Here is a 20,588-nt window from a genome sequence, read left to right as displayed (position 1 = left end):
CGGGGAGAAGGATTCGGTGGCGGGTTTTCATTTGCCCGTCCACCTGCGCAGAATCAGGGCATCCCCTCCCAGGACAGGCGCACCCCATGGACTGGTCCCTTGGCACCGCGCTGCTGATCGTCGACTGGTTGATCCGGCTGGCGGCGCTGTGGTGGATCCCCAGCCGCACCGCCCCGGCCGCGGCGCGCAGCTGGCTGCTGCTGGTGGGCTTCGTGCCATTGCTCGGCCTGCCGTTGTACCTGCTGCTGGGGCATCCCTGGCTGTCGCGTGAGCGCGTGCAGCGGCAGGCCCGCGCCTCGGATGTGATCCGGGAAGAGCAGCGCCCGCTCAGTGCCCTGCGCTGGTCCCCGCACAGCGGCCCCGCGGCCGAGATGGCGCCGTTGATCGAGCGCCAGGGCGCCTTCATGCCCACGCATGGCAATGCGGTCGTCCTGCTGGACGATTACGACGCGTCGCTGCGTGCGCTGCTGGACGACATCGGCGCCGCGAAGCACCAGGTCCACCTGCTGTATTACCTGATGTTCGACGATGCCGTAGGCGAAGCGGTGACCGCGGCACTGTGCGGCGCCGCTGCGCGCGGCATCACCTGTCGCGTGCTGCTGGATGCCGTGGGCGCCAAACGCGGACTGCGCGCCTATCGCACGCGCCTGCGCGCGGCGGGCGTCATCGTGCACGACATGCTCCCTGGCGGTCTGCGCTGGCGGCGGAGCGGCCGCATGGACCTGCGCAACCACCGCAAGATCGCGGTGATCGACAACGGCATCGGCTATGTGGGCTCGCAGAACCTGGCCAACGCGACGTTCGTTCCCGGCCACCCGAATCGGGAACTCGTCGCGCGCGTGCAGGGTCCGGTGGTCTCGCACCTGGAGGGCGTGTTCGCCAGCGACTGGTACATCGAAACCGGGGAGCGGCTGGACGTGCGTCCCGACCTGTCCGTGCAGGCGCAGGATGTGGCCGCGCAGCTGCTGCCCAGCGGGCCCGCCTACCCCTTCGAGAACGCGCGCGATACCGTCAACGCCCTGATCCACCTGGCGCGCCACAAGGTGGTGCTGACCACGCCCTACTTCGTGCCCGACGACGCCACGCTCAGCGCTTTGCGCATCGCGGCGCTGTCCGGCGTGGACGTGCAGCTGGTGCTGTCGGCCACCAACAACCAGACGCTGACCTCGTGGGCCCAACAGTCGTACTACGCCGAGTTGCTGGCCTGTGGCGTGAAGATCGCGCTGTACCGGCCGCATTTCCTGCACGCCAAGCACCTGACCGTGGACGAGGACATCGCCCTGGTCGGCTCGATCAACCTGGACATCCGTTCGTTCGCGCTGAATGCGGAGATCGGACTGGTCTGCTACGACGCCGGCGTGGTGGCGCGCATTCGCGCGATCGAAGCCGACTACCTGGCGCATGCGGATGTGGTGCAGGCCGAGGCATGGCAGCGGCGGCCCGGGTGGCAGCGCAGCCGCGAGGGCATCGCACGGCTGGCCGATTCGCTGATGTAGCCCGGCGCCGGGCCGATCCGGCGCATTCGCTACAATGCGCGCATGAGCGAAGACACCCCGGCCGCCCCGCTGCCGCCCTGCGACCTGGCGATCATCGGCGGCGGTGCCGGGGGCGTGCTGGTGGCGATGCAGGCGTTGCGCCAGGCCACGCTGCCGCTGCGCATCGTGATGATCGAACCACGCAGCGTGCTGGCGCAGGGCGTGGCCTATGCGACCACCCATGGCGAACACCTGCTCAACGTGCCCGCGGCCCGCATGAGCGCGTTCGACGACCGTCCCGAGGACTTCCTGGACTACGTGGTCGCCACCACGCCGGCGGGCGGTCCGGACCGCGCCTCTCTTGCGCACGCCTTCATCGAACGCCGTCGCTACGGCGAGTACCTGCGCGTACGCCTGGCCGAGGCCGTCGCGGCCAGCCCGGCAAAGCTGCAGGTCATCCACGACCGCGTCGCCGAACTCGAGCCGCGGCCCGACGGTGCGACGCTGCGGCTGGTGGGGCATGGCGACCTGCAGGCCGCAGGCGTGGTGCTCGCGGTGGGCAACACGCCCAAGCCCCTGCCCGCGCGCGGCGCGCCGCAGCTGCCGGAAGGGCGCTCGCTGGCGGCGTGGGATTTCGACGCCGTCAAGGCGATCCCACGGGATGCCGACCTGTGCATCGTCGGCTCCGGCCTGAGCATGGTCGATGCGGTGCTCAGCCTGGCCGACAACGGCCATGCGGGCACCATCCATGTGCTGTCGCGGCACGCGCTGCTTCCGCTGCCGCATTGCCATGGCCCGGCCGCCACCTTCGATCCCGCGCCGCTGCAGGCCATGGGCCTGCGCGCCCGCATGCGTTTCCTGCGTGCAGCGGCAAAAGACGCCGCGGCCGAAGGCCTGCCCTGGCAATCGGTGATGGAACGCGTCCGCCCCCACGTGCAGGCACTGTGGCAGTCGCTTCCGCTGCCCGAGCAGCGGCGGTTCCTGCGCCATGGGGTGCGCCAGTGGGACGTGCACCGCCACCGCATCGCGCCCGAGGTCCACGCCCGGCTGCAGTCGCTCGTCGAACACGGGCAGCTGCGCCTGCATCGCGGCCGCCTGGACACGGTGATGGTCGAAGGGCGCCGCCTGCGCGTCAGCACGCAGGCCCACGACGGCCGCACCGACGAGTTCGACGTCGACCACGTGGTCAACGCCACCGGCGTGGAAATGCGCGCGCAGACCATGCGCAATCCGCTGCTGCACGACCTGCTGGGCAAGGGCCACGCGCAGGCCGGGCCGCACGGCATCGGCCTGAAGGCCGCACGCGACGGCCGCATGGTCGATGCGCAGGGACAGCCGCAGCCCCGCGTGTTCATCCTCGGCAGCCTGCGCATCGGCTGCGTGTGGGAGAGCATCGCCATTCCCGAACTGCGCGGCCAGGCCGCAACCGCCGTGCGCGGCCTGCTGGCCCCGCCCGCGGCCTGACCGCACGCCGGCGGACCGCCCGCACAGTACACTCGGCGGCGGGTTGAGCGCCGGGAGAGGGCGTTGGTTTCCAGCTGGATCCTGCTGTTGGTGTCCATCGGCTACGCGGCGCTGCTGTTCGGCGTGGCGTGGTGGGGCGACCGTCGCCCGATGTACCCCGACCGCCCCTGGCTGCGCCCGGTGGTCTACAGCCTGGCGCTGGCGGTCTACTGCTCGTCGTGGACGTTCTACGGCGCCGTCGGCAGCGCCGTGCGCAACGGCCTGGGCTACCTGCCGATCTACCTGGGACCGCTGCTGCTGCTGCTGTTCGGCTGGCGCATCATCGAGCGGCTGGCACTGATCGCGCGCAGCGAGAACACGGTTTCCATCGCCGACTTCATCTCCTCGCGCTACGGCCGCTCGCGCCGGCTGGCCGCCCTGGTCACCGTCATCGCCCTGATCGGCGTGGTGCCCTACCTGGCCCTGCAGTACAAGGCGGTGGCGATGAGCCTGAGCGTGCTCAGCGGCGACGGCGGCGACAGCGCACACGGCTTCTTCAGCGACCCGGCGCTGTATGTCGCGCTGCTGATGGCGCTGTTCGCCGCGCTGTTCGGCACCCGCCAGGTGGACGCCACCGAGCACCACCACGGCATGATGCTGGCCATCTCGCTGGAGTCGGTGGTCAAGCTGGTAGCGATGATCGCCGTGGGCGTGTTCGCCTACCTGTGGCTGGGCGACAACGCCTTCCGCGTCACCAACTCCGCACGCACGCTGTTCGAGAACGCGCCACCGGTGGGCTTCATCGCGCAGACACTACTGGGCTTCCTGGCCATCGTCTGCCTGCCGCGCCAGTTCCACGTGGCGGTGGTGGAGTGCAGCGACGTGGGCGACATCCGCAAGGCGCGCTGGCTGTTCGGCGGCTACCTGGCGCTGTTCTCGCTGATGGTGGTCCCGGTGGCGGCCGCGGGCGCGTCGCTGTTCGGCGGCACCAGCGTGGCCGACGACAGCTACGTGCTGGCGCTGCCGCTGGCCGAAGGGCGCACCGCACTGGCGATCATCGCCTACGTGGGCGGCTTCTCGGCGGCGACCGGCATGGTGATCGTGGCCAGCATCGCGCTGGCGACGATGGTCAGCAACGACCTGATCATGCCGGTGCTGCTGCGGCGCGGCTGGGCCGAGCACCACGCCGAGGCCGATGTGGCCTCGCGCGTGCTGTGGATCCGCCGCGTGGCGATCCTGCTGTTGGCGCTGACCGCCTATTCCTACTACCGCAGCAGCAGCAACGACAGCACGCTGGCCTCGTACGGACTGATGGCATTCGCGGCAGTGGCGCAGTTCGCCCCGGGCCTGATCGGCGGACTGTACTGGCGCGGCGCCAGCCGGCGCGGGGTAGAGGCCGGCATGGTGCTGGGCTTTGCGACGTGGATCTACACCCTGCTGCTGCCGACGATGACGCAGGCCGGCTGGTTCGGCATGGCCTGGCTGCACGACGGTCCCTTCGGCATCCACTGGCTGCGCCCGCAACAGTTGTTCGGTCTGAGCGGCTGGGACACGCTGACCCACGGCACGTTCTGGTCGCTGCTGGTCAACACCGGCACCATGATGATCGTCTCCGCACGCTCGCGTCCCGGCGTGGACGAGCGGCTGCGCGCCGCACCCTTCCTCGACCCGTACGCACAACGCCCGGCCCTGGTGGCCGGCGAATGGCCCGGCAGCGTGCGCGTGGGCGACCTGCGCACCCTGGCCGAGCGCGTGGTGGGCGAACGGCATGCGCGCCGCGCCTTCGCCGAGCAGGCGCAACTGCTGGAACGCGAGTTGCAGCCCAACGCGCCCGCGGATCGCGCCTGGGTGCAGTTCACCGAGCGCCTGCTGGCCGCCGCCATCGGCGCCGCCTCCGCCCGCATCGTGCTGACCAGCGTGCTGCGCGGCTCGGGCATGGAACTGGGCGAAGTGGTGGCCGTGCTGGACCAGGCGGGGCAGGAACTGCGCTTCAACCGCGAGATCCTGTCCACCACGCTGGAGAACATCAGCGCCGGCGTCAGCGTGGTGGACCCGGACATGCGGCTGGTAGCCTGGAACCGGCGCTACCAGCAGATGTTCGGCTACCCGGACGGCATGCTGTACGTGGGACGCCCGGTCGCGGACCTGATCCGCTACAACGCCGAGCGCGGCGAACTGGGCGAGGGCGACGTGGACGCGCAGATCGACAAGCGCATCCGCTACATGCGCGCGGGCTCCCCGCACATCTTCGAACGCGTGCGCGCGGACGGGCAGGTGATCGAGATGCGCGGCCAGCCGCTGCCCGGCGGCGGCTACGTCACCAGCTACAACGACATCACCGATTTCAAGCGCGCCGAAGCCCTGCTGCTGGAGACCAACGAGACGCTGGAGCAGCGCGTGGCCGAGCGCAGCGAGGCCGCGGAGCACGCGCAACAATCGCGCACGCGCTTCCTTGCCGCGATCAGCCACGACGTGCTGCAGCCGCTGAATGCGGCGCGCCTGTTCGTCAGCGCATTGCGCGACAGCGAGCAGGGCGACGATGCGCAGGCGCTGGAACGCAAGCACCTGAGCGAGCGCGTGGACGCCTCGCTGCGCGCGGCCGAGGAACTGCTGGACGGTCTGCTGGATGTGTCCCGCCTGGATGCCGGCGGCCTGCACGCGCAGATCAGCGACTTCGATGTGGGCGAACTGCTGCGCGAACTGGCCGCGCAGTACGCCCCCGTCGCTGCGGGCCGCGGGCTGCAACTGCGGGTACATGCGCGTGCCGTGCCGGTGCGCAGCGACCGCCGCCTGCTGCGCCGGGTACTGCAGAACTTCCTGGCCAACGCGCTGCGCTATACGCGCGAGGGCCGCATCGTGATCGGCATGCGGGTGCGCGGCGACCGCGTCGCGCTGCAGGTCTGGGACACGGGGCCCGGCATTCCCGAAAACCACATGCGGCAGATCTACGACGAGTTCCACCGCTACCAGCAGCCGTTCGACTGGGGCGAGCGCGGCCTGGGCCTGGGGTTGTCGATCTGCCAGCGCATCTCCCGTCTGCTGCAGCACGAACTGGATGCGCGCAGCCGGGTGGACCACGGCAGCATGTTCTCCATCGTAGTACCGCGCGGAAACCCGCTGAGCGAACGCCGCGCGTCGGCGCGGCGCGGCACCCTGGCCAACGACTCCCTGGCCGGCCTGCGCGTGCTATGCGTGGACAACGACCGCGAGATCATCGACGGCATGCAGGCGCTGCTCGGCCGCTGGCAGGTGGACGTCATCACCGCCACCACCGTGGACGAGGCCTTGCAGAGGATCGCCGAGGGCCCTTCGGTGATGCTGGTGGACTACCACCTGCACGACCGCCTGGACGGCCTGGCCACGCTGGATGCCCTGCGCGCCGCCAGCCCCGGCCCCATCGCCGGCGCCCTGCTCACCGCCGACGGCCGCGACGAACTGAAGCGCGAAGCCCGCGAGCGCGGCTACCGCCTGCTCACCAAGCCCGTAAAGCCCGCCTCGCTACGCGCGTTCCTGGCCGCCCACCACGTCCCCCTGCAGCTCCCCGCCCTCGATTGAAGCCCGCCCTACAGCCCTAATCTTTGGCGGACAACGATCGAGGCAGATGTCCCCGCCCTGAAGTCGCACCTTGAGGCGACTTGGGACAACCGAGACAAGAACGAGACATACCTCGGTGTCCTGCGCAAACTGCAGTCCGGTAAATGACTCCCAACAATCATGCAGGACTGCCCCGTCAAGCGGTCATTGCCAAAGTGATCTGATCGCGGAAGTGGAACGGTTGCAGTCGTGTATCCGGCCTTAGGGTGAGCAGCGTCTGCCCAGGCCATCATGGAATCTGCGGAGCGTGCACCTATCGTTCAAGCGGCCTGCCAGGCCGACATTGTTTTCGGCGTTGTCCGCTCCGGGACGAACGCTTCGCCATGATGAAGATCGTTTCAGGCAACTCCCGACGTTGAAGCGGTGCATTTGCGTGTTGAGGCGGTGGGCTTAGGTGGCGTGCGGCCGCTCGCTGACGTGGCGCGGATCGAACGGCATGCCGTGGTGTTCCATCGCCCACAGCCGTCGGGCCAGCTTGTTGGCCAGCGCGCAGGCGGCCTTGTTGTGGCCGCGGGTGTCCTGAACCTTCAGCGCCCAGGCCTGCAGCGGATCGAGGGCTTGCCCGCGCCGCTGTTTCATCCGCGCCGCCTGCAGCACCGCGCGTGCGCCGTGGATCAGCAGCGTTCTTACGTAGACATCGCCGCGCTTGGTCAGGCCTCCCAGCCGGCGCTGCTGGCCCGAGGAATGCTCGCGCGGGGTCAGTCCCAGCCACGCCGAGAACTGGCGCCCGCTGCGGAAGCGCGACAGATCGCCGGCACTGGCCCGTAGCGCGGTCGCCGTCAGCAGGCCCACGCCCGGCACGCCACGGTAACGCTGCACCGCCACCTCGCGTGAGGCGAATTCCTCCAGCCGCTGCTCGATCGCCGCCATGTCCTTGTCCAGTTGCGACAGTCTGTCGATCTGCTCGGCCAGGCTGTGGCGCAGCGTCATCGGCAACTCGTTGTCACCGTCTTCCAGCGCATCGCGTACCGCCCCCGGCACCTTGGCCGCTCCAACGGGTACCGCCACGCCGAACTCGCGCAGCACGCCCCGCAACAGGTTGAGCGTGGCGGTACGTTCACCCTTGAGGTGTTCACGCAGCCGGTGCAGCGCCTGGATGCCCTGCTGCTCCGGGGTCTTGACCGGCACCCCGGCCATGCCGGCGCAGCGGTCCGCTTCCAGTATCCCGGCCACGTCGTTGCGGTCGGTCTTGTTGCCGCGCACGTAGGGGCGCACGTCACGTGCGGGAAGCAGGCGTACCGTGTGGCCCTGGCGCTGGAAGCGGCGCGCCCAGCAGTGCGCACCGCCGCAGGCCTCCATCAGCACCCGCAACGGCGGCCGGGTCTCCAGCGAACGGATGAAGGCCCGGCGCGAGAGGCGCTTGCGCTCGATGACCCGGCCCTGCGCATCGGCGAAGGCCAGCTCGAAGACCTCTTTTGCCAAATCGATGGCGACGGTACTAGCATGCATGGCGTGGACTCCTCTCGTGATCCCGTGTCCTGATGGAAACATCAGTCTGGCTCTTCGAAGCCGTTTGGTGACGCGGGAGGAGTCCATCCCATCATTCAAGCCGAACCCGCTTCGCGGGCCGGCTTAATTCCGGTGTTAGGGGACTGCATGAAGTTCAGTTGGGCCTTGGGGATCAGCTTTGCAGCAATTGCGGTAACGGCCTGCATGGCCGAGCAACCGCCTGCCGAAGTTGCACAGGAACCGTTCGCCTCTGGCTACGAGGACAATCCCGAAACCGGACTGCCCATGAATCCATCGAAAGCGCGCCTTCCTTCATCTGTAAAGATCATTTCGGACACGCAATCCAACTTCGGCATCGACGTATCTGGGCTCAAACCGGAGCATGCGTCGATTGTTGCTTCTGCATGGAAGAGCTACCAGGCAATCCTCGCCGGCGGGCGCCCCCAGTGCGATCCAGCGCCATTTGCCCCCTCAGACGGAGGCACTGAGATCTACTATTGTCAGGGCTACGACATCTCACGAGTACATGGGTTGGCCGGGTCGGCCGAGGCACCGGGGTACGAGTACGGTCCGTCGCTTGATCTTCTCAACGGCCAGCGGGTAGAGCGGCTAAAGTTCTACACAGATACGGAGCTGGCCAAACTTGTCGGGCCAGCCCCCTAACAGTTCATTCAAGCCGAAGCCGCTTCGCGGGTCGGCTTAATTCCGGTGTTAGCTCTTTGGGGAGAGATCGACAGTATTCAAGCAACATTCGTCTTGCGTGCTGCTTCTTGCGCTTGCTTGCAGCGGCTGCGTTAGCCACTACCAACCAGTTAAATCAGATCGCGCAGCTACTTTTACCCTCGTTCGTGGCGCCACTGAACTTGGCGCCAAGTCTCTACAAGAGTACGAGGCATATCGAGACGCATCCTGCACAAAGGCCCCAGGAACGGGCCGCTTGGCAGCACTCCTGACATATGGGTCGCAAACCAAAACTGCAAAGATTGAGCCCGAAAAGCCGATCTATCTGCTAGCAAAGACGTACCTCTTTGGGACAGCTCCGCGGCGCGATGGAGATGACATCAATGTGAGATTCTATATTACGACTGATTCCTGCATGAATCTTGTGCGATTCACGCCAAATCCATCAGGTACCTATGAGGTCCAGCAAGAAGCATCCTCCAGTGGTTGCACGCTCACCGTTCTCGATTCCTCGACCAGTAGAGCGCCCAGTGATCTTGTAATAGAGGATGCTCGCTCGTGCGCAGCCCCTGCGCCAAAGAGCTAACAATTCATGTATGGACTCCTCCGTCAATCGGTCGTTGCCGAAGTGATCTGATCGCGGAAGTGGAACGGTTGCAGTCGTGTATCCGGCCTTGGGGTGAGCAGCATCTGCCCGGGCCATCATGGAATCCGCGGGGCGGGTGCCTATCGTTCAAGCGGCCTGCCAGGCCGGCATTGTTATCGGCGTTGTCCGCTCCGGGACCGAACCCTTCGCCATGATCAAGATCGTTTCAGGCAACTCCCGACGTTGAAGCGGTGAATTTGCGCGTTGAGGCGGTGGGCTTAGGTGGCGTGCGGCCGCTCGCTGACGTGGCGCGGATCGAACGGCATGCCGTGGTGTTCCATCGCCCACAGCCGTCGGGCCAGCTTGTTGGCCAGCGCGCAGGCGGCCTTGTTGTGGCCGCGGGTGTCCTGAACCTTCAGCGCCCAGGCCTGCAGCGGATCGAGGGCTTGCCCGCGCCGCTGTTTCATCCGCGCCGCCTGCAGCACCGCGCGTGCGCCGTGGATCAGCAGCGTTCTTACGTAGACATCGCCGCGCTTGGTCAGGCCTCCCAGCCGGCGCTGCTGGCCCGAGGAATGCTCGCGCGGGGTCAGTCCCAGCCACGCCGAGAACTGGCGCCCGCTGCGGAAGCGCGACAGATCGCCGGCACTGGCCCGTAGCGCGGTCGCCGTCAGCAGGCCCACGCCCGGCACGCCACGGTAACGCTGCACCGCCACCTCGCGTGAGGCGAATTCCTCCAGCCGCTGCTCGATCGCCGCCATGTCCTTGTCCAGTTGCGACAGTCTGTCGATCTGCTCGGCCAGGCTGTGGCGCAGCGTCATCGGCAACTCGTTGTCACCGTCTTCCAGCGCATCGCGTACCGCCCCCGGCACCTTGGCCGCTCCAACGGGTACCGCCACGCCGAACTCGCGCAGCACGCCCCGCAACAGGTTGAGCGTGGCGGTACGTTCACCCTTGAGGTGTTCACGCAGCCGGTGCAGCGCCTGGATGCCCTGCTGCTCCGGGGTCTTGACCGGCACCCCGGCCATGCCGGCGCAGCGGTCCGCTTCCAGTATCCCGGCCACGTCGTTGCGGTCGGTCTTGTTGCCGCGCACGTAGGGGCGCACGTCACGTGCGGGAAGCAGGCGTACCGTGTGGCCCTGGCGCTGGAAGCGGCGCGCCCAGCAGTGCGCACCGCCGCAGGCCTCCATCAGCACCCGCAACGGCGGCCGGGTCTCCAGCGAACGGATGAAGGCCCGGCGCGAGAGGCGCTTGCGCTCGATGACCCGGCCCTGCGCATCGGCGAAGGCCAGCTCGAAGACCTCTTTTGCCAAATCGATGGCGACGGTACTAGCATGCATGGCGTGGACTCCTCTCGTGATCCCGTGTCCTGATGGAAACATCAGTCTGGCTCTTCGAAGCCGTTTGGTGACGCGGGAGGAGTCCATCCCATCATTCAAGCCGAACCCGCTTCGCGGGTCGGCATTATTCCGGTGTTAGGTCGCTATGGAAGCTAATCGTGTAACTCTCAGAGACGGCACCGAAGCAACACTGTACCGCTCGGAATCTGGGACTTGGGCTTGCCCGGTATGCGGCAGCGTCGAGCTCACCGAGCAGCCCTATTACAGCGACGGTAGCGCCTCATTCGCCATGTGCAGTTGCGGCTTCGAGTTCGGCTTTGACGACGACCCCGGGGCTTCGGCAGAGGCGGAGCCATCAGTTGCTGCAAACTGGACTAGATGGCGTACCCGGTTTCTGCGTAAGCTCCGACGTCATCCGCAGGCGTTGGCGCAGGCCTCAGAGCGATTGAGGGCGATTGGGGTGACCGCATGATCGACTGGGCGCGGCCTAATTCATTCAAGCCAAGCCCGCTCCGCGGGTCGGCTTAATTCCGGTGTTAGGCCGCTAAAGCAATCCCATGAGCTCGGAGGTGCGCAATGAGTAAACTCGGCCTCGTCGCATTGCTGGTCGCTTCAATCACGATCAGCGTGATACTGGTAGTCGGCGTTGTCCGGAGCAGCCGCACTCCGCTGGATAAAGCTTGGCGCATCCTCCTGCTCTTAGTCCCTGTTGCTGGCCCTCTTCTCTACTGGCTCATCTATTCCGACACCCCGCCTCAGCCTCAGCATCTGCAAGACTGGGGGCCGCGCGGCCACTACACCCACACATGGATCGCCATTAAACCGATACTTGAGCAGGGTCTGCGCAGACGGGCTGATGATCAATCTCAGACAGATGACGATCACCATGACAAGTAGAACGACGTTTGTGCTGCGACTCCATCTGGCGCGGCCTAACAACTCATTCAAGCCGAACCCGCTTCGCGGGTCGGCTTAATTCCGGCGTTAGACCGCATGATGGATCTCTCCGACTTCAAGTACATCTGGGATGGGACTGATCCGGGCTGGGTGGTCCATCGCCGCACAGAGGATCGCGAGCACCTTTCGATAGTGTTTCCTGACGGAGCTGATCTCCTGGACCTGAAGGCCATGAGGGCCGTACTGCCGGAGCTGGCTGCTGCCTCCGCAGTCGATGTAATGGCACTGAACGGGGCGTTGAGTTTTGACCTGGGAGAGCACGAGTCCTCCATTGCACGCCGCCTCAAGGAGTTGTGCGCCTCTCGGCAGCTTACGATTCGTTCGGAAGCCCAACAGTTCGTCCGTTACGGAGTCGTCAATGAACTGCGGCGGGTCTACTGCATTATCGAAGACAATGAACTGAACCGAGCAGTGGCTGAGCATGCAATCCATCAAGGAGTGCCGGTTCGCGAGTCAACTGTGTAGGCTGCGCCCTAACATTTCATTCAACCCGAACCGGTAGTTCCTGCGGTTTGGTGGACACCCTGGCCCACATTGCGGTTCAGCCTGATCCTGGCACCAGGAATGAATGTAGATCGCGAACGCTCGACCCGACCTTGGACATGGCCGTTCCTCTACTACGTGGGGTTGGGTCTTCTGCCCGTCTGGGTCGTCGCCGGATACATTGTCCATGACGCCCGATACGGGCTGACGCTGCCATGGATGTTGCTGTTCTTGCCCGTCACCTTTCTCATGGCAGCGATGGGCTTTGCCGCACATGCCTTCCTTGGTCGTTCACTGGATGCGATCTCGTCCTACGCCTTGGGCACGACCGTCTACTTTGCCGTTCCCCTGATGGCCTTTCTTGTCACCAGGGTGCTGTAGGCCATGCCTGACCGCCCATTCAAGCCAGATCCGGTCCGCGGACGGGCTTGACCGAGCGCAAGGGCCGCCACCCCTTCCGGAGATCCACGATGGAGATTTCAGCGATCGTCAAGAACGCCGGTACCGAGCACGTGGTGGCAGTGCGTACCGGGGGCGATGAGCGGCCACTGTCCATTCCCGCCAAAAGCGCCGGCAGGGGCTCCGGTGTCAATGGCGGCGAGTTCCTGATGCTCGCCCTGGCCACGTGCTACTGCAACGATCTTTACCGCGAAGCCGCTCGTCACGGCATCACCCTGGACGCGGTAGAGGTGGAAGCCACCGCGCATTTCCCCGGCGTCGGCCTGGCCGCTTCCGATATCCGGTACCGGGCCAGGGTGGTCTCGCCTGCCGACCCCGCCGCGATCGCCGCGTTGCTGCGGCACACGGATGCGGTTGCGGAGGTGCACAATACGCTCAGATCGGGCCAGCCCGTGGTCCTGGTCACCGAGTCGTCGATCCAACCCTGACCGTGCGCCCGGCCGATCCCGCTGCGGCCGGTGTCGGATGGCCTCGCGCCTGGCCGTGCGGCACCCCGCTTCCGACGCGGCCCGGTTTCGCTGCCGGCGCTGGATCTGCCTAAGTGGAGACAGACATGCTGGAACTGCCCACCCGAGACCCCTGCGACCTGTGCGTGGCCGCCGCCGAGGAACGGTGGAAGATCATCGATGAAGGTCCGCACACGCTGACGGTGATCAATCCCTGGCAGTTCGAAGTGGGACAGTGCTGCGTCATCACGCGCCGCCATGTCGCGACGCTGCTGGATCTTTCCGATGCCGAGTGCGCGGCCGTCATGGCCGCGGCCAAGCGGGTGGCCGAGGCGCAGGTCCGCGCCTACCGGCCGCTTGGCATACTGACGTTCCAGAACAACGGGGTGTACAGCGGACAGGAAACGCCGCACTTCCATTTCCACGTGGTGCCACGCCAGCGGGGCAGCGACTGGGGGATAGGCCCGCCGCAACTGGCGACGTTCGACGGTGCCGGGCGCGCGTGGGGCACGGCGCATGATCCCAGCGACGATGCGGGACGCCGGTCTCGCGTTCGGGCGTCCCGCGAGCAGCTTGCCGCCACGGCGGCCGTGCTGAGGTCGCAGCTTCCGCCATAGCCCGCGCCATGCCGTGGCGCGTGGCTTCGCCCTACTCCGCCTCTTCCGGCGGCAACACGATGCCATCCGGGTCCACCGCCAGCCGGCCCGCGGCCAGCACCGCCTGGGTGCGGTTGGTGACGTGCAGCTTGCGCAGGATGGCGGTGACGTGGGCCTTGATGGTGGCTTCGGACACGCCCAGGTCGTAGGCGATCTGCTTGTTGAGGCGGCCGGCGCCGAGCATCTGCAGCACCTTGAACTGCTGCGGGGTGAGGTCGCGCAGGCGCTGCGCGGTTTCCTGTTCGTCGCGGCTGGTGGCCGGCGCGCTGTGCGCCTCCTCCGGCACCCAGCGCTCGCCGTCGAGCACGGCGCCGATGGCCTGGCCGATGGTGTCCGAATCGGCCGACTTGGGAATGAAACCCAGCGCACCGTGGTCCAGCGCGCGGCGCATGACCGCCGGTTCCTCCCGCGCCGACACGATGACCACCGGCAGCTGCGGATGCAGTGCGCGCAGGTGCACCAGCGCGTTGAAGCCGTGCGCGCCGGGCATGTTGAGGTCCATCAGCAGCAGGTCGGCATCGGGGTGGGCATCGACCAGGGTGTACAGCGCGTCCACGCTGTCGGCTTCATGCAGCTTCACGCCCGGCATCACGCGCTGCACGGCGCCGCGCAGCGCTTCGCGGAACAGCGGGTGGTCGTCGGCGATCAGCAGGGTAGGCATGGGGCGGGAGCAAGGAACGAGTGGGGAGGAACGAGGAGCGAGTGAGGGAATGGCGTACGAGTGCGCGGGAATGCGAGGGGGTAGAGGAACAGTGTACAGGCGCCGTTGCGGCTACTCGTTCCTCGTTCCTCCCCGCTCGTTCCTGCTTCACCTGACCTTGCGTTCGGCGACCAGCGACTCGACCACCGACGGATCGGCCAGCGTGGAGGTATCGCCCAGCTGCTCGGGTGCGTTCTCGGCGATCTTGCGCAGGATGCGGCGCATGATCTTGCCCGAGCGGGTCTTCGGCAAGCCGGGCGCCCACTGCAGGTGGTCCGGCGTGGCGATGGGGCCGATCTCCTTGCGCACCCAGGCCACCAGTTCCCTCAGCAGTTCCTCGCTCTGCGCCTCGCCCGCCTTCAGGGTGACGTAGGCGTAGATGCCCTGGCCCTTGATGTCGTGCGGGAAGCCCACCACCGCGGCCTCGGCCACCTTCGGATGGGCCACCAGCGCGCTCTCCACTTCGGCGGTGCCGATGCGGTGGCCGGACACGTTGATGACGTCGTCCACGCGGCCGGTGATCCAGTAGTAGCCATCCTCGTCGCGGCGGCAGCCGTCGCCGGTGAAGTAGGTACCCGGGTAGGTGCGGAAATAGGTGTCGATGAAGCGCTGGTGGTCGCCGTACACCGTGCGCATCTGGCCGGGCCAGGAATCCAGCAGCACCAGGTTGCCTTCGGTGGCGCCTTCCAGCTGCTCGCCATTGGCATCCACCAGCGCCGGCCGCACGCCGAAGAACGGCAGCGTGGCCGAGCCGGGCTTGAGGTCGATGGCCCCGGCCAGCGGGGTGATGAGGATGCCGCCGGTCTCGGTCTGCCACCAAGTATCCACGATGGGGCAGCGGCCGTCGCCGACCACGTCGTAGTACCAGCGCCAGGCTTCGGGGTTGATCGGCTCGCCCACGCTGCCCAGCAGGCGCAGCGAGGCGCGCGAGGTCTTCTTCACCGGCGCTTCGCCCTCGCGCATCAGCGCGCGGATGGCGGTGGGCGCGGTGTAGAAGATGGTGACCTTGTGCTTGTCGATGACTTCCCAGAAGCGCGACACGCTGGGGTAGTTGGGGACGCCCTCGAACATGACCGCGGTGGCGCCATTGGCCAGCGGGCCGTAGACGATGTAACTGTGGCCGGTGACCCAGCCCACGTCGGCCGTGCACCAGTAGATGTCGTCCTCGCGCAGGTCGAACACCGCCTCGTGCGTGTACGCCGCATACAGCAGGTAGCCGCCGGTGGTGTGCAGCACGCCCTTGGGCTTGCCGGTGGAGCCGGAGGTGTAGAGGATGAAGAGCGGGTCCTCGGCGTTCATGCGCTCGGGCTCGCATTCGGCCGGCTGCGCATCGACCACTGCGTCGAACCAGCGGTCGCGCGGCATCTGCATGTCCACCGCCCCGCCGGTGTGGCGCACCACCAGGACGGTCTCGACGGAGTTGGTGCCGGGCAGCTTCAGCGCGGCGTCCACGTTCGCCTTCAGCGGCACCTTCCTGCCGCCACGCAGGCCCTCGTCGGCGGTGATGATCAGCTTGCTGCCGCAGTCGGCCACGCGGTCGGCGATGGAGTTGGGCGCGAAGCCGCCGAACACCACCGAGTGGATGGCGCCGATGCGCGCGCAGGCCAGCATGGCCACGGCGGCGTCCGGGATCATCGGCAGGTAGATCGTCACGCGGTCGCCCTTCTGCACGCCCAGCGCGCGCAGCGCGTTGGCCAGCCTGCAGGTGCGTTCGTACAGTTCGCGGTAGGTCACGCCGTAGGACGGCGTATCCGGGCCATCGGGTTCGAACAGCAGCGCGACCTTGTCGCCACGCTCGGCCAGCTGGCGGTCCAGGCAGTTGACGCTGGCGTTGAGCTCGCCGTCGGCGAACCAGCGGATATGGAAATCGTCCAGGGCGTAGCTGACATCCTTGACCTGGGTGGGTTTCCTGAACCACTGCAGCCGTTCGGCCGCCTGGCCCCAGAAGGCATCGGGATTATCGATGGACGCCTGGTAGTCGCGGAGGTACTGCTCGCGCGTGATGCGGGCCTTGGCCGCGAATTCCGGCTTGACCGGATACAGATCAGTCATGAGGTCCTCCCGGGACGTTCCTGTGATGCGCCGATTCTGAGGCATGGATGAGGGCCGGGCGAAGCACGGCATGACATGCGGCGCACCACCGGCGCCACGAGTTTGACGCATACGGTCGTGCGGCATCGCAGCATCGGGCTTAGACAATGGTCGTAAAGCGCAGGCGTGCTGCCTGCGACCGGTCGTCGCACCCCTTGTGCAGCAAGGGTTTCTCCGAAAGGGGGCGACGTTACGACTAATGGCGAATAGGCGCCGTCCGCGCACAGGCGCAAGTCTCCGTCAGCCGCGCAACGCGGCCATCAACCTTTCGGGAGGGGTTATGACCCAACGTTCCGCACTCATGGCGCGACGGCCACTGGCCGCTGCGCTCTTCGTCGCTCTGATCGCGCCGGGGATGGCGTTTGCACAGACCGCCAAGGAAAAGGCGCTGGAGGCCCGCGTGGCCGAACTGGAGCGGCAGGTGCAGCTGCTGCTTTCGTCGCAGCAGCAACAGCAGAGCCAGATCGCCACCACCCAGGAGCAGGTCACGCAGGTGCAGGCCGCGCAGGCCGCCAAGCCGGCCGTGCCCGCGGGCAAGCAGCCGATCCAGGGCACCACCATCATGACCGCGGCCAACCCGGGCACGACGTTCTCGTACGGCGGCTTCATCAAGATGGACGCGATGGCCACCGACACCAGCGACGGCCGCATCGCCGATGGTTCGTCCGGCCGCCTGTTCTACGTGCCCAGCACCATTCCGGTGGCCGGCGCGGGGGCCGACGGCGGCGACCCGTATGCCGACTTCCATGCGCAGTTCTCGCGCTTCTGGCTGAGCGCTGACCACGTGACCGACAGCGGCGACAAGTTCAAGGGCTTCGTGGAGATGGACTTCTTCGGCGGCGGCAGCAATGCGCTGGCCGGCAACGAGACCGCCACCAACACCTACGCCGTCACCCTGCGCCATGCCTACGTCAGCTGGAACAACTGGCTGGCCGGCCAGACGTGGTCCAACTTCATGGACGTGGCCGCGCTGCCGGATGCGGTGGACTTCGTCGGCCCGACCGACGGCACGATCTTCGTGCGCCAGGCCCAGCTGCGCTACACCCAGGGCCCGTGGTCGTTCTCGCTGGAGAATCCGCAGACCACCGTCACCCCGTACCAGACAGGCACCCGCTTCAACAGCGGCGACAACGCCCTGCCCGACGTCACCGCGCGCTGGCTGACCAAGGGAGACTGGGGCCACTTCACCGTGGCCGGCATGGTGCGCCAGTTCAAGCTGCTGGACGAAACCGACACCGGCGCCTCCGTCAGCGTGTCGGGCAAGTTCAACCTGGGCAAGAGCGACGACATCCGTTATGCCGTGAACGCCGGCCAGGGCATCGGCCGCTACCTGGCCTTCGGCGTGGGCAGCGACGTGGTGACCGAAGCCGATGGCGACATCAGTGCGCTGGACGGCTACGGCGGCTTCGTGGCGTGGCGCCACGTGTTCAGCCCCAAGGTCCGCACCAACCTGATGTACTCGGCCTCGCACTTCGACAACGACGCTGGCATCACCGGCTTCGGCGTCACCGAGCGCACGCAGTCCATGCATGCCAACGTGATCTATTCACCGTTCCCCAAACTGGACCTGGGTGCCGAACTGATCTATGGCCAGCGTTCGCTCGAGGATGACCGCGAAGGCGACCTGAAGCGTCTGCACACCACCGTCAAATACACTTTCTGAGGGGAATCCGCATGAGCTCCACGACCGTGAAGCATTCCGCCACAGGCGAGCTGACGAAGGGCCACAAGAAGGTCATCTTCGCCTCCAGCCTGGGCACCGTCTTCGAGTGGTACGACTTCTACCTGTACGGCTCGCTGGCGGCGATCATCGCCAAGCAGTTCTTCAGCGGCGTCAACCCGACCACCGGCATGATCTTCGCGCTGCTGGCGTTCGCGGCGGGCTTCTTCGTCCGTCCGTTCGGCGCGGCGTTCTTCGGCAGCCTGGGCGACCGCATCGGCCGCAAGTACACCTTCCTGGTCACCATCCTGATCATGGGCATCTCGACCTTCCTGGTCGGCGTGCTGCCCAACTACGAGACGATCGGCATGGCCGCGCCCGTCATCCTGATCCTGCTGCGCCTCGCGCAGGGCCTGGCGATGGGCGGCGAGTACGGCGGCGCGGCCACCTACGTGGCCGAACACGCGCCCGACGGCAAGCGCGGCCTGTACACCAGCTTCATCCAGACCACCGCGACGCTGGGCCTGTTCCTGTCGCTGCTGGTGATCCTGGCCTGCCGCCTGTCGCTGGGCACCGAGGCCTTCGAGGCCTGGGGCTGGCGCATTCCGTTCCTGGGTTCGATCATCCTGCTGGGCGTTTCGGTATGGATCCGCCTGCAGCTGAGCGAGTCGCCGCTGTTCCAGCAGATGAAGTCCGAAGGCAAGGGCTCCAAGACACCGTTCCGCGATTCGGTGAAGGGCGGCAACCTGAAGCTGATGCTGCTGGTGCTGTTCGGCGCCACCGCCGGCCAGGCCGTGGTGTGGTACGGCGGCCAGTTCTATGCCCTGTTCTTCCTGCAGAGCATGCTGAAGGTGGACCCCACCGTGTCCTACCTGCTGATCGCCGGCTCGCTGGCCCTGGCCACGCCGTTCTTCCTGTTCTTCGGCTGGCTGTCGGACCGCATCGGCCGCAAGAAGATCATCATGGCGGGCTGCCTGCTGGCGGCGGTCACCTACATGCCCATCTTCAAGGGCATCACCCACTCCGCCAATCCGGCCATCGATGAGGCGCGCACCGCGTCGCCGGCCATCGTGGTCGCCGATCCGGCCACCTGCAGCTTCCAGTTCGATCCGGTGGGCATCCGCAAGTTCACCAGCTCGTGCGACGTGGCCACCGCCGCGCTGACCCGCGCCGGCGTGCCGCACTCGATCCAGGCCGGCCCGGCCGGCAGCACCGCGCAGATCCAGGTCGGCGGCGCCACGGTGACCTCGTACGAAGCCGCCGGTCTGTCCAAGGAAGATGCCAAGGCGCAGGGCGACGCCTTCGGTGCGGCGCTGAAGGGTGCGCTGACCAGCGCCGGCTATCCGGAGAAGGCGGACACCGCGCGCATCAACATCCCGATGACGCTGTTCCTGCTGTGGGTGCTGGTGATCTACGTGACCATGGTCTACGGCCCGATCGCCGCGTATCTGGTGGAGCTGTTCCCCACCCGCATCCGCTACACCTCCATGTCGCTGCCCTACCACATCGGCAACGGCTGGTTCGGTGGCTTCCTGCCGGCGATCTCCTTCGCGCTGGTGGCGGGCACGGGCAACCTGTACTACGGCCTGTGGTATCCCATCGGCATCGCGGTGATGACGCTGGTGATCGGCACGCTGTTCCTGCGCGAGACCAAGGACGTGGACATCACGAAGTAATTCCAGGGTCCTCCCCGCCGGCCCGGCCCAGGGCCGGCATCCCGACGCCGGCCCTTGTGGCCGGCGTTTTTCTTTGGGCGCGGGACGACGGGATAAGCTGGCCATCCGGCTCACCTGGAAACGCACCATGCCCCTGGTCACGCTCACTGTCCGCAAACCGAAGGACGCGGCCTTCAAGTCGTCCGTGCTCGACGCGGTGCATGCCGCGCTGGTCGCGTCCGGCGTGCCCCCCACCGACCGCTTCCAGCGTGTGCTGGAACTGTCGGACGAAGACTTCCGCTACGACCCGGGATACCCGGATGTCGCCGGCGTGCGTGGCGAGGACTTCGTCCTGATCGAGATCCTGTGGTCGGCCGGGCGCAGCGTGAAGGTGAAGAAGGCGCTGCTGGCCGACCTGATGCAGCGGTTGCAGGCCGCGGGACGGGATCCGGAGAATGTCATGGTCTGCTTCAAGGAGACGACGTGGGAGAACTGGGCGTTCGCCGGTGGCCGCCTGATCCACACCTGAGGCGATCTACTGCGGCGGCGCCGCCAGTTCCCGTTCGCTGAGAAAGCCATTGCGGTCCACGTCCTGGCGGCGGAAGCGCTCGGCCAGCTGGGCCAGATGCGCCTCGCGGGTGATGGGCCTGCCGCGCCCCCCAGGCAGCTCATCCACCGACAACGTGCCGTCGCGGTTGCGGTCCATGCCCTCGAAGGCATAGCTCATCCAGGCCTGGTACTCGGCCAGGCTGACGCGCCCGTCGCGGTCGGCGTCCATCCGCGCCAGGTAATCGCCGGTGGCCGTGACCTGGGCCCGCGCGGCGTACGGCAGACAGGCGATGGCGATGGCGATGGCGAGGACGAGCAGGCGGGCACGCATGGCCGCATTGTAGGGCGATGATGCGCACGGCGGACG

The 20,588-nt window shown here is 67.0% G+C and carries 17 protein-coding genes; 12 read left to right on the top strand and 5 right to left on the bottom strand.

Annotated features, from left to right (window positions below; all coding sequences use genetic code 11):
- Positions 1-86: 86 nt before the first annotated feature.
- From cls to MUU77_RS01410, 3 genes are all read left to right on the top strand, one after another.
- Entirely contained in the window at positions 87-1,496 is a 1,410-nt protein-coding gene (gene cls / locus MUU77_RS01420; RefSeq protein WP_245090766.1) for a cardiolipin synthase, read from the top strand.
- A gap of 42 nt (positions 1,497-1,538) precedes the next feature.
- Positions 1,539-2,939 carry an FAD/NAD(P)-binding protein gene (locus MUU77_RS01415; RefSeq protein ID WP_245090763.1) on the top strand — a complete coding sequence of 467 codons (1,401 nt, stop codon included), beginning with the start codon at positions 1,539-1,541 and terminating at the stop codon, positions 2,937-2,939.
- A gap of 63 nt (positions 2,940-3,002) precedes the next feature.
- Positions 3,003-6,473, top strand: coding sequence for a PAS domain-containing hybrid sensor histidine kinase/response regulator (locus MUU77_RS01410; RefSeq protein ID WP_245090760.1), 3,471 nt, complete (start codon positions 3,003-3,005; stop codon positions 6,471-6,473).
- A 429-nt stretch (positions 6,474-6,902) separates the two neighbouring features.
- Here MUU77_RS01410 and MUU77_RS01405 read toward each other — a convergent pair whose 3' ends face one another.
- Positions 6,903-7,961: an IS110 family transposase gene (locus MUU77_RS01405; RefSeq protein WP_245090756.1), complete on the bottom strand. Its 1,059-nt coding sequence runs from the start codon at positions 7,959-7,961 to the stop codon at positions 6,903-6,905.
- A 147-nt stretch (positions 7,962-8,108) separates the two neighbouring features.
- Here MUU77_RS01405 and MUU77_RS01400 point away from each other — a divergent pair, with 147 nt between their 5' ends.
- Complete coding sequence (locus tag MUU77_RS01400; protein ID WP_245090757.1) at positions 8,109-8,624, top strand: hypothetical protein; 516 nt, start codon at positions 8,109-8,111, stop codon at positions 8,622-8,624.
- Between the two features lie 882 nt (positions 8,625-9,506).
- On the opposite strand, the gene MUU77_RS01395 is transcribed toward MUU77_RS01400, so the two are convergent.
- A complete protein-coding gene (locus MUU77_RS01395; RefSeq protein ID WP_245090756.1) occupies positions 9,507-10,565 on the bottom strand; it encodes an IS110 family transposase in 1,059 nt (352 codons plus the stop codon).
- 576 nt (positions 10,566-11,141) lie between these two features.
- Between MUU77_RS01395 and MUU77_RS01390 the strand changes: the two genes are divergently transcribed.
- The 5 genes from MUU77_RS01390 (at position 11,142) to MUU77_RS01370 (ending at position 13,527) form a co-directional block, all read left to right on the top strand.
- Positions 11,142-11,462 (top strand): PLD nuclease N-terminal domain-containing protein, encoded by a 321-nt coding sequence (locus MUU77_RS01390; protein WP_245090755.1) that lies wholly within the window; start codon positions 11,142-11,144, stop codon positions 11,460-11,462.
- A gap of 96 nt (positions 11,463-11,558) precedes the next feature.
- Positions 11,559-11,987 (top strand): hypothetical protein, encoded by a 429-nt coding sequence (locus tag MUU77_RS01385; protein WP_245090754.1) that lies wholly within the window; start codon positions 11,559-11,561, stop codon positions 11,985-11,987.
- 99 nt (positions 11,988-12,086) lie between these two features.
- A complete protein-coding gene (locus MUU77_RS01380; protein ID WP_245090752.1) occupies positions 12,087-12,386 on the top strand; it encodes a hypothetical protein in 300 nt (99 codons plus the stop codon).
- An 89-nt stretch (positions 12,387-12,475) separates the two neighbouring features.
- Complete coding sequence (locus MUU77_RS01375; protein ID WP_245090750.1) at positions 12,476-12,892, top strand: OsmC family protein; 417 nt, start codon at positions 12,476-12,478, stop codon at positions 12,890-12,892.
- 125 nt (positions 12,893-13,017) lie between these two features.
- Complete coding sequence (locus tag MUU77_RS01370) at positions 13,018-13,527, top strand: HIT family protein (RefSeq protein WP_245090748.1); 510 nt, start codon at positions 13,018-13,020, stop codon at positions 13,525-13,527.
- 31 nt (positions 13,528-13,558) lie between these two features.
- Here MUU77_RS01370 and MUU77_RS01365 read toward each other — a convergent pair whose 3' ends face one another.
- On the bottom strand, positions 13,559-14,227 hold the full coding sequence (locus MUU77_RS01365) for a response regulator transcription factor (RefSeq protein ID WP_245090745.1): 669 nt from the start codon (positions 14,225-14,227) through the stop codon (positions 13,559-13,561).
- Positions 14,228-14,374: 147 nt separating this feature from the next.
- Entirely contained in the window at positions 14,375-16,318 is a 1,944-nt protein-coding gene (acs, locus tag MUU77_RS01360) for an acetate--CoA ligase (protein WP_245090742.1), read from the bottom strand.
- Between the two features lie 319 nt (positions 16,319-16,637).
- Here acs and MUU77_RS01355 point away from each other — a divergent pair, with 319 nt between their 5' ends.
- The 3 genes from MUU77_RS01355 (at position 16,638) to MUU77_RS01345 (ending at position 20,201) form a co-directional block, all read left to right on the top strand.
- Positions 16,638-18,020 (top strand): DcaP family trimeric outer membrane transporter, encoded by a 1,383-nt coding sequence (locus tag MUU77_RS01355; RefSeq protein WP_245090739.1) that lies wholly within the window; start codon positions 16,638-16,640, stop codon positions 18,018-18,020.
- 11 nt (positions 18,021-18,031) lie between these two features.
- Positions 18,032-19,693: an MFS transporter gene (locus MUU77_RS01350; protein WP_245090736.1), complete on the top strand. Its 1,662-nt coding sequence runs from the start codon at positions 18,032-18,034 to the stop codon at positions 19,691-19,693.
- Positions 19,694-19,820: 127 nt separating this feature from the next.
- Entirely contained in the window at positions 19,821-20,201 is a 381-nt protein-coding gene (locus MUU77_RS01345) for a tautomerase family protein (protein WP_245090733.1), read from the top strand.
- A 6-nt stretch (positions 20,202-20,207) separates the two neighbouring features.
- Here the strand turns inward: MUU77_RS01345 and MUU77_RS01340 are convergent, their stop codons facing one another.
- Positions 20,208-20,552 (bottom strand): calcium-dependent protein kinase 21, encoded by a 345-nt coding sequence (locus tag MUU77_RS01340; RefSeq protein ID WP_245090730.1) that lies wholly within the window; start codon positions 20,550-20,552, stop codon positions 20,208-20,210.
- Between the last annotated feature and the right edge of the window lie 36 nt (positions 20,553-20,588).

The organism is Pseudoxanthomonas sp. F37, from assembly GCF_022965755.1.
In the GTDB taxonomy this organism is placed as follows: Bacteria; Pseudomonadota; Gammaproteobacteria; order Xanthomonadales; family Xanthomonadaceae; genus Pseudoxanthomonas_A.
The sequence above is the reverse complement of the archived record's forward strand: the minus strand, read 5'-3'. Positions and strand labels throughout refer to the sequence as shown.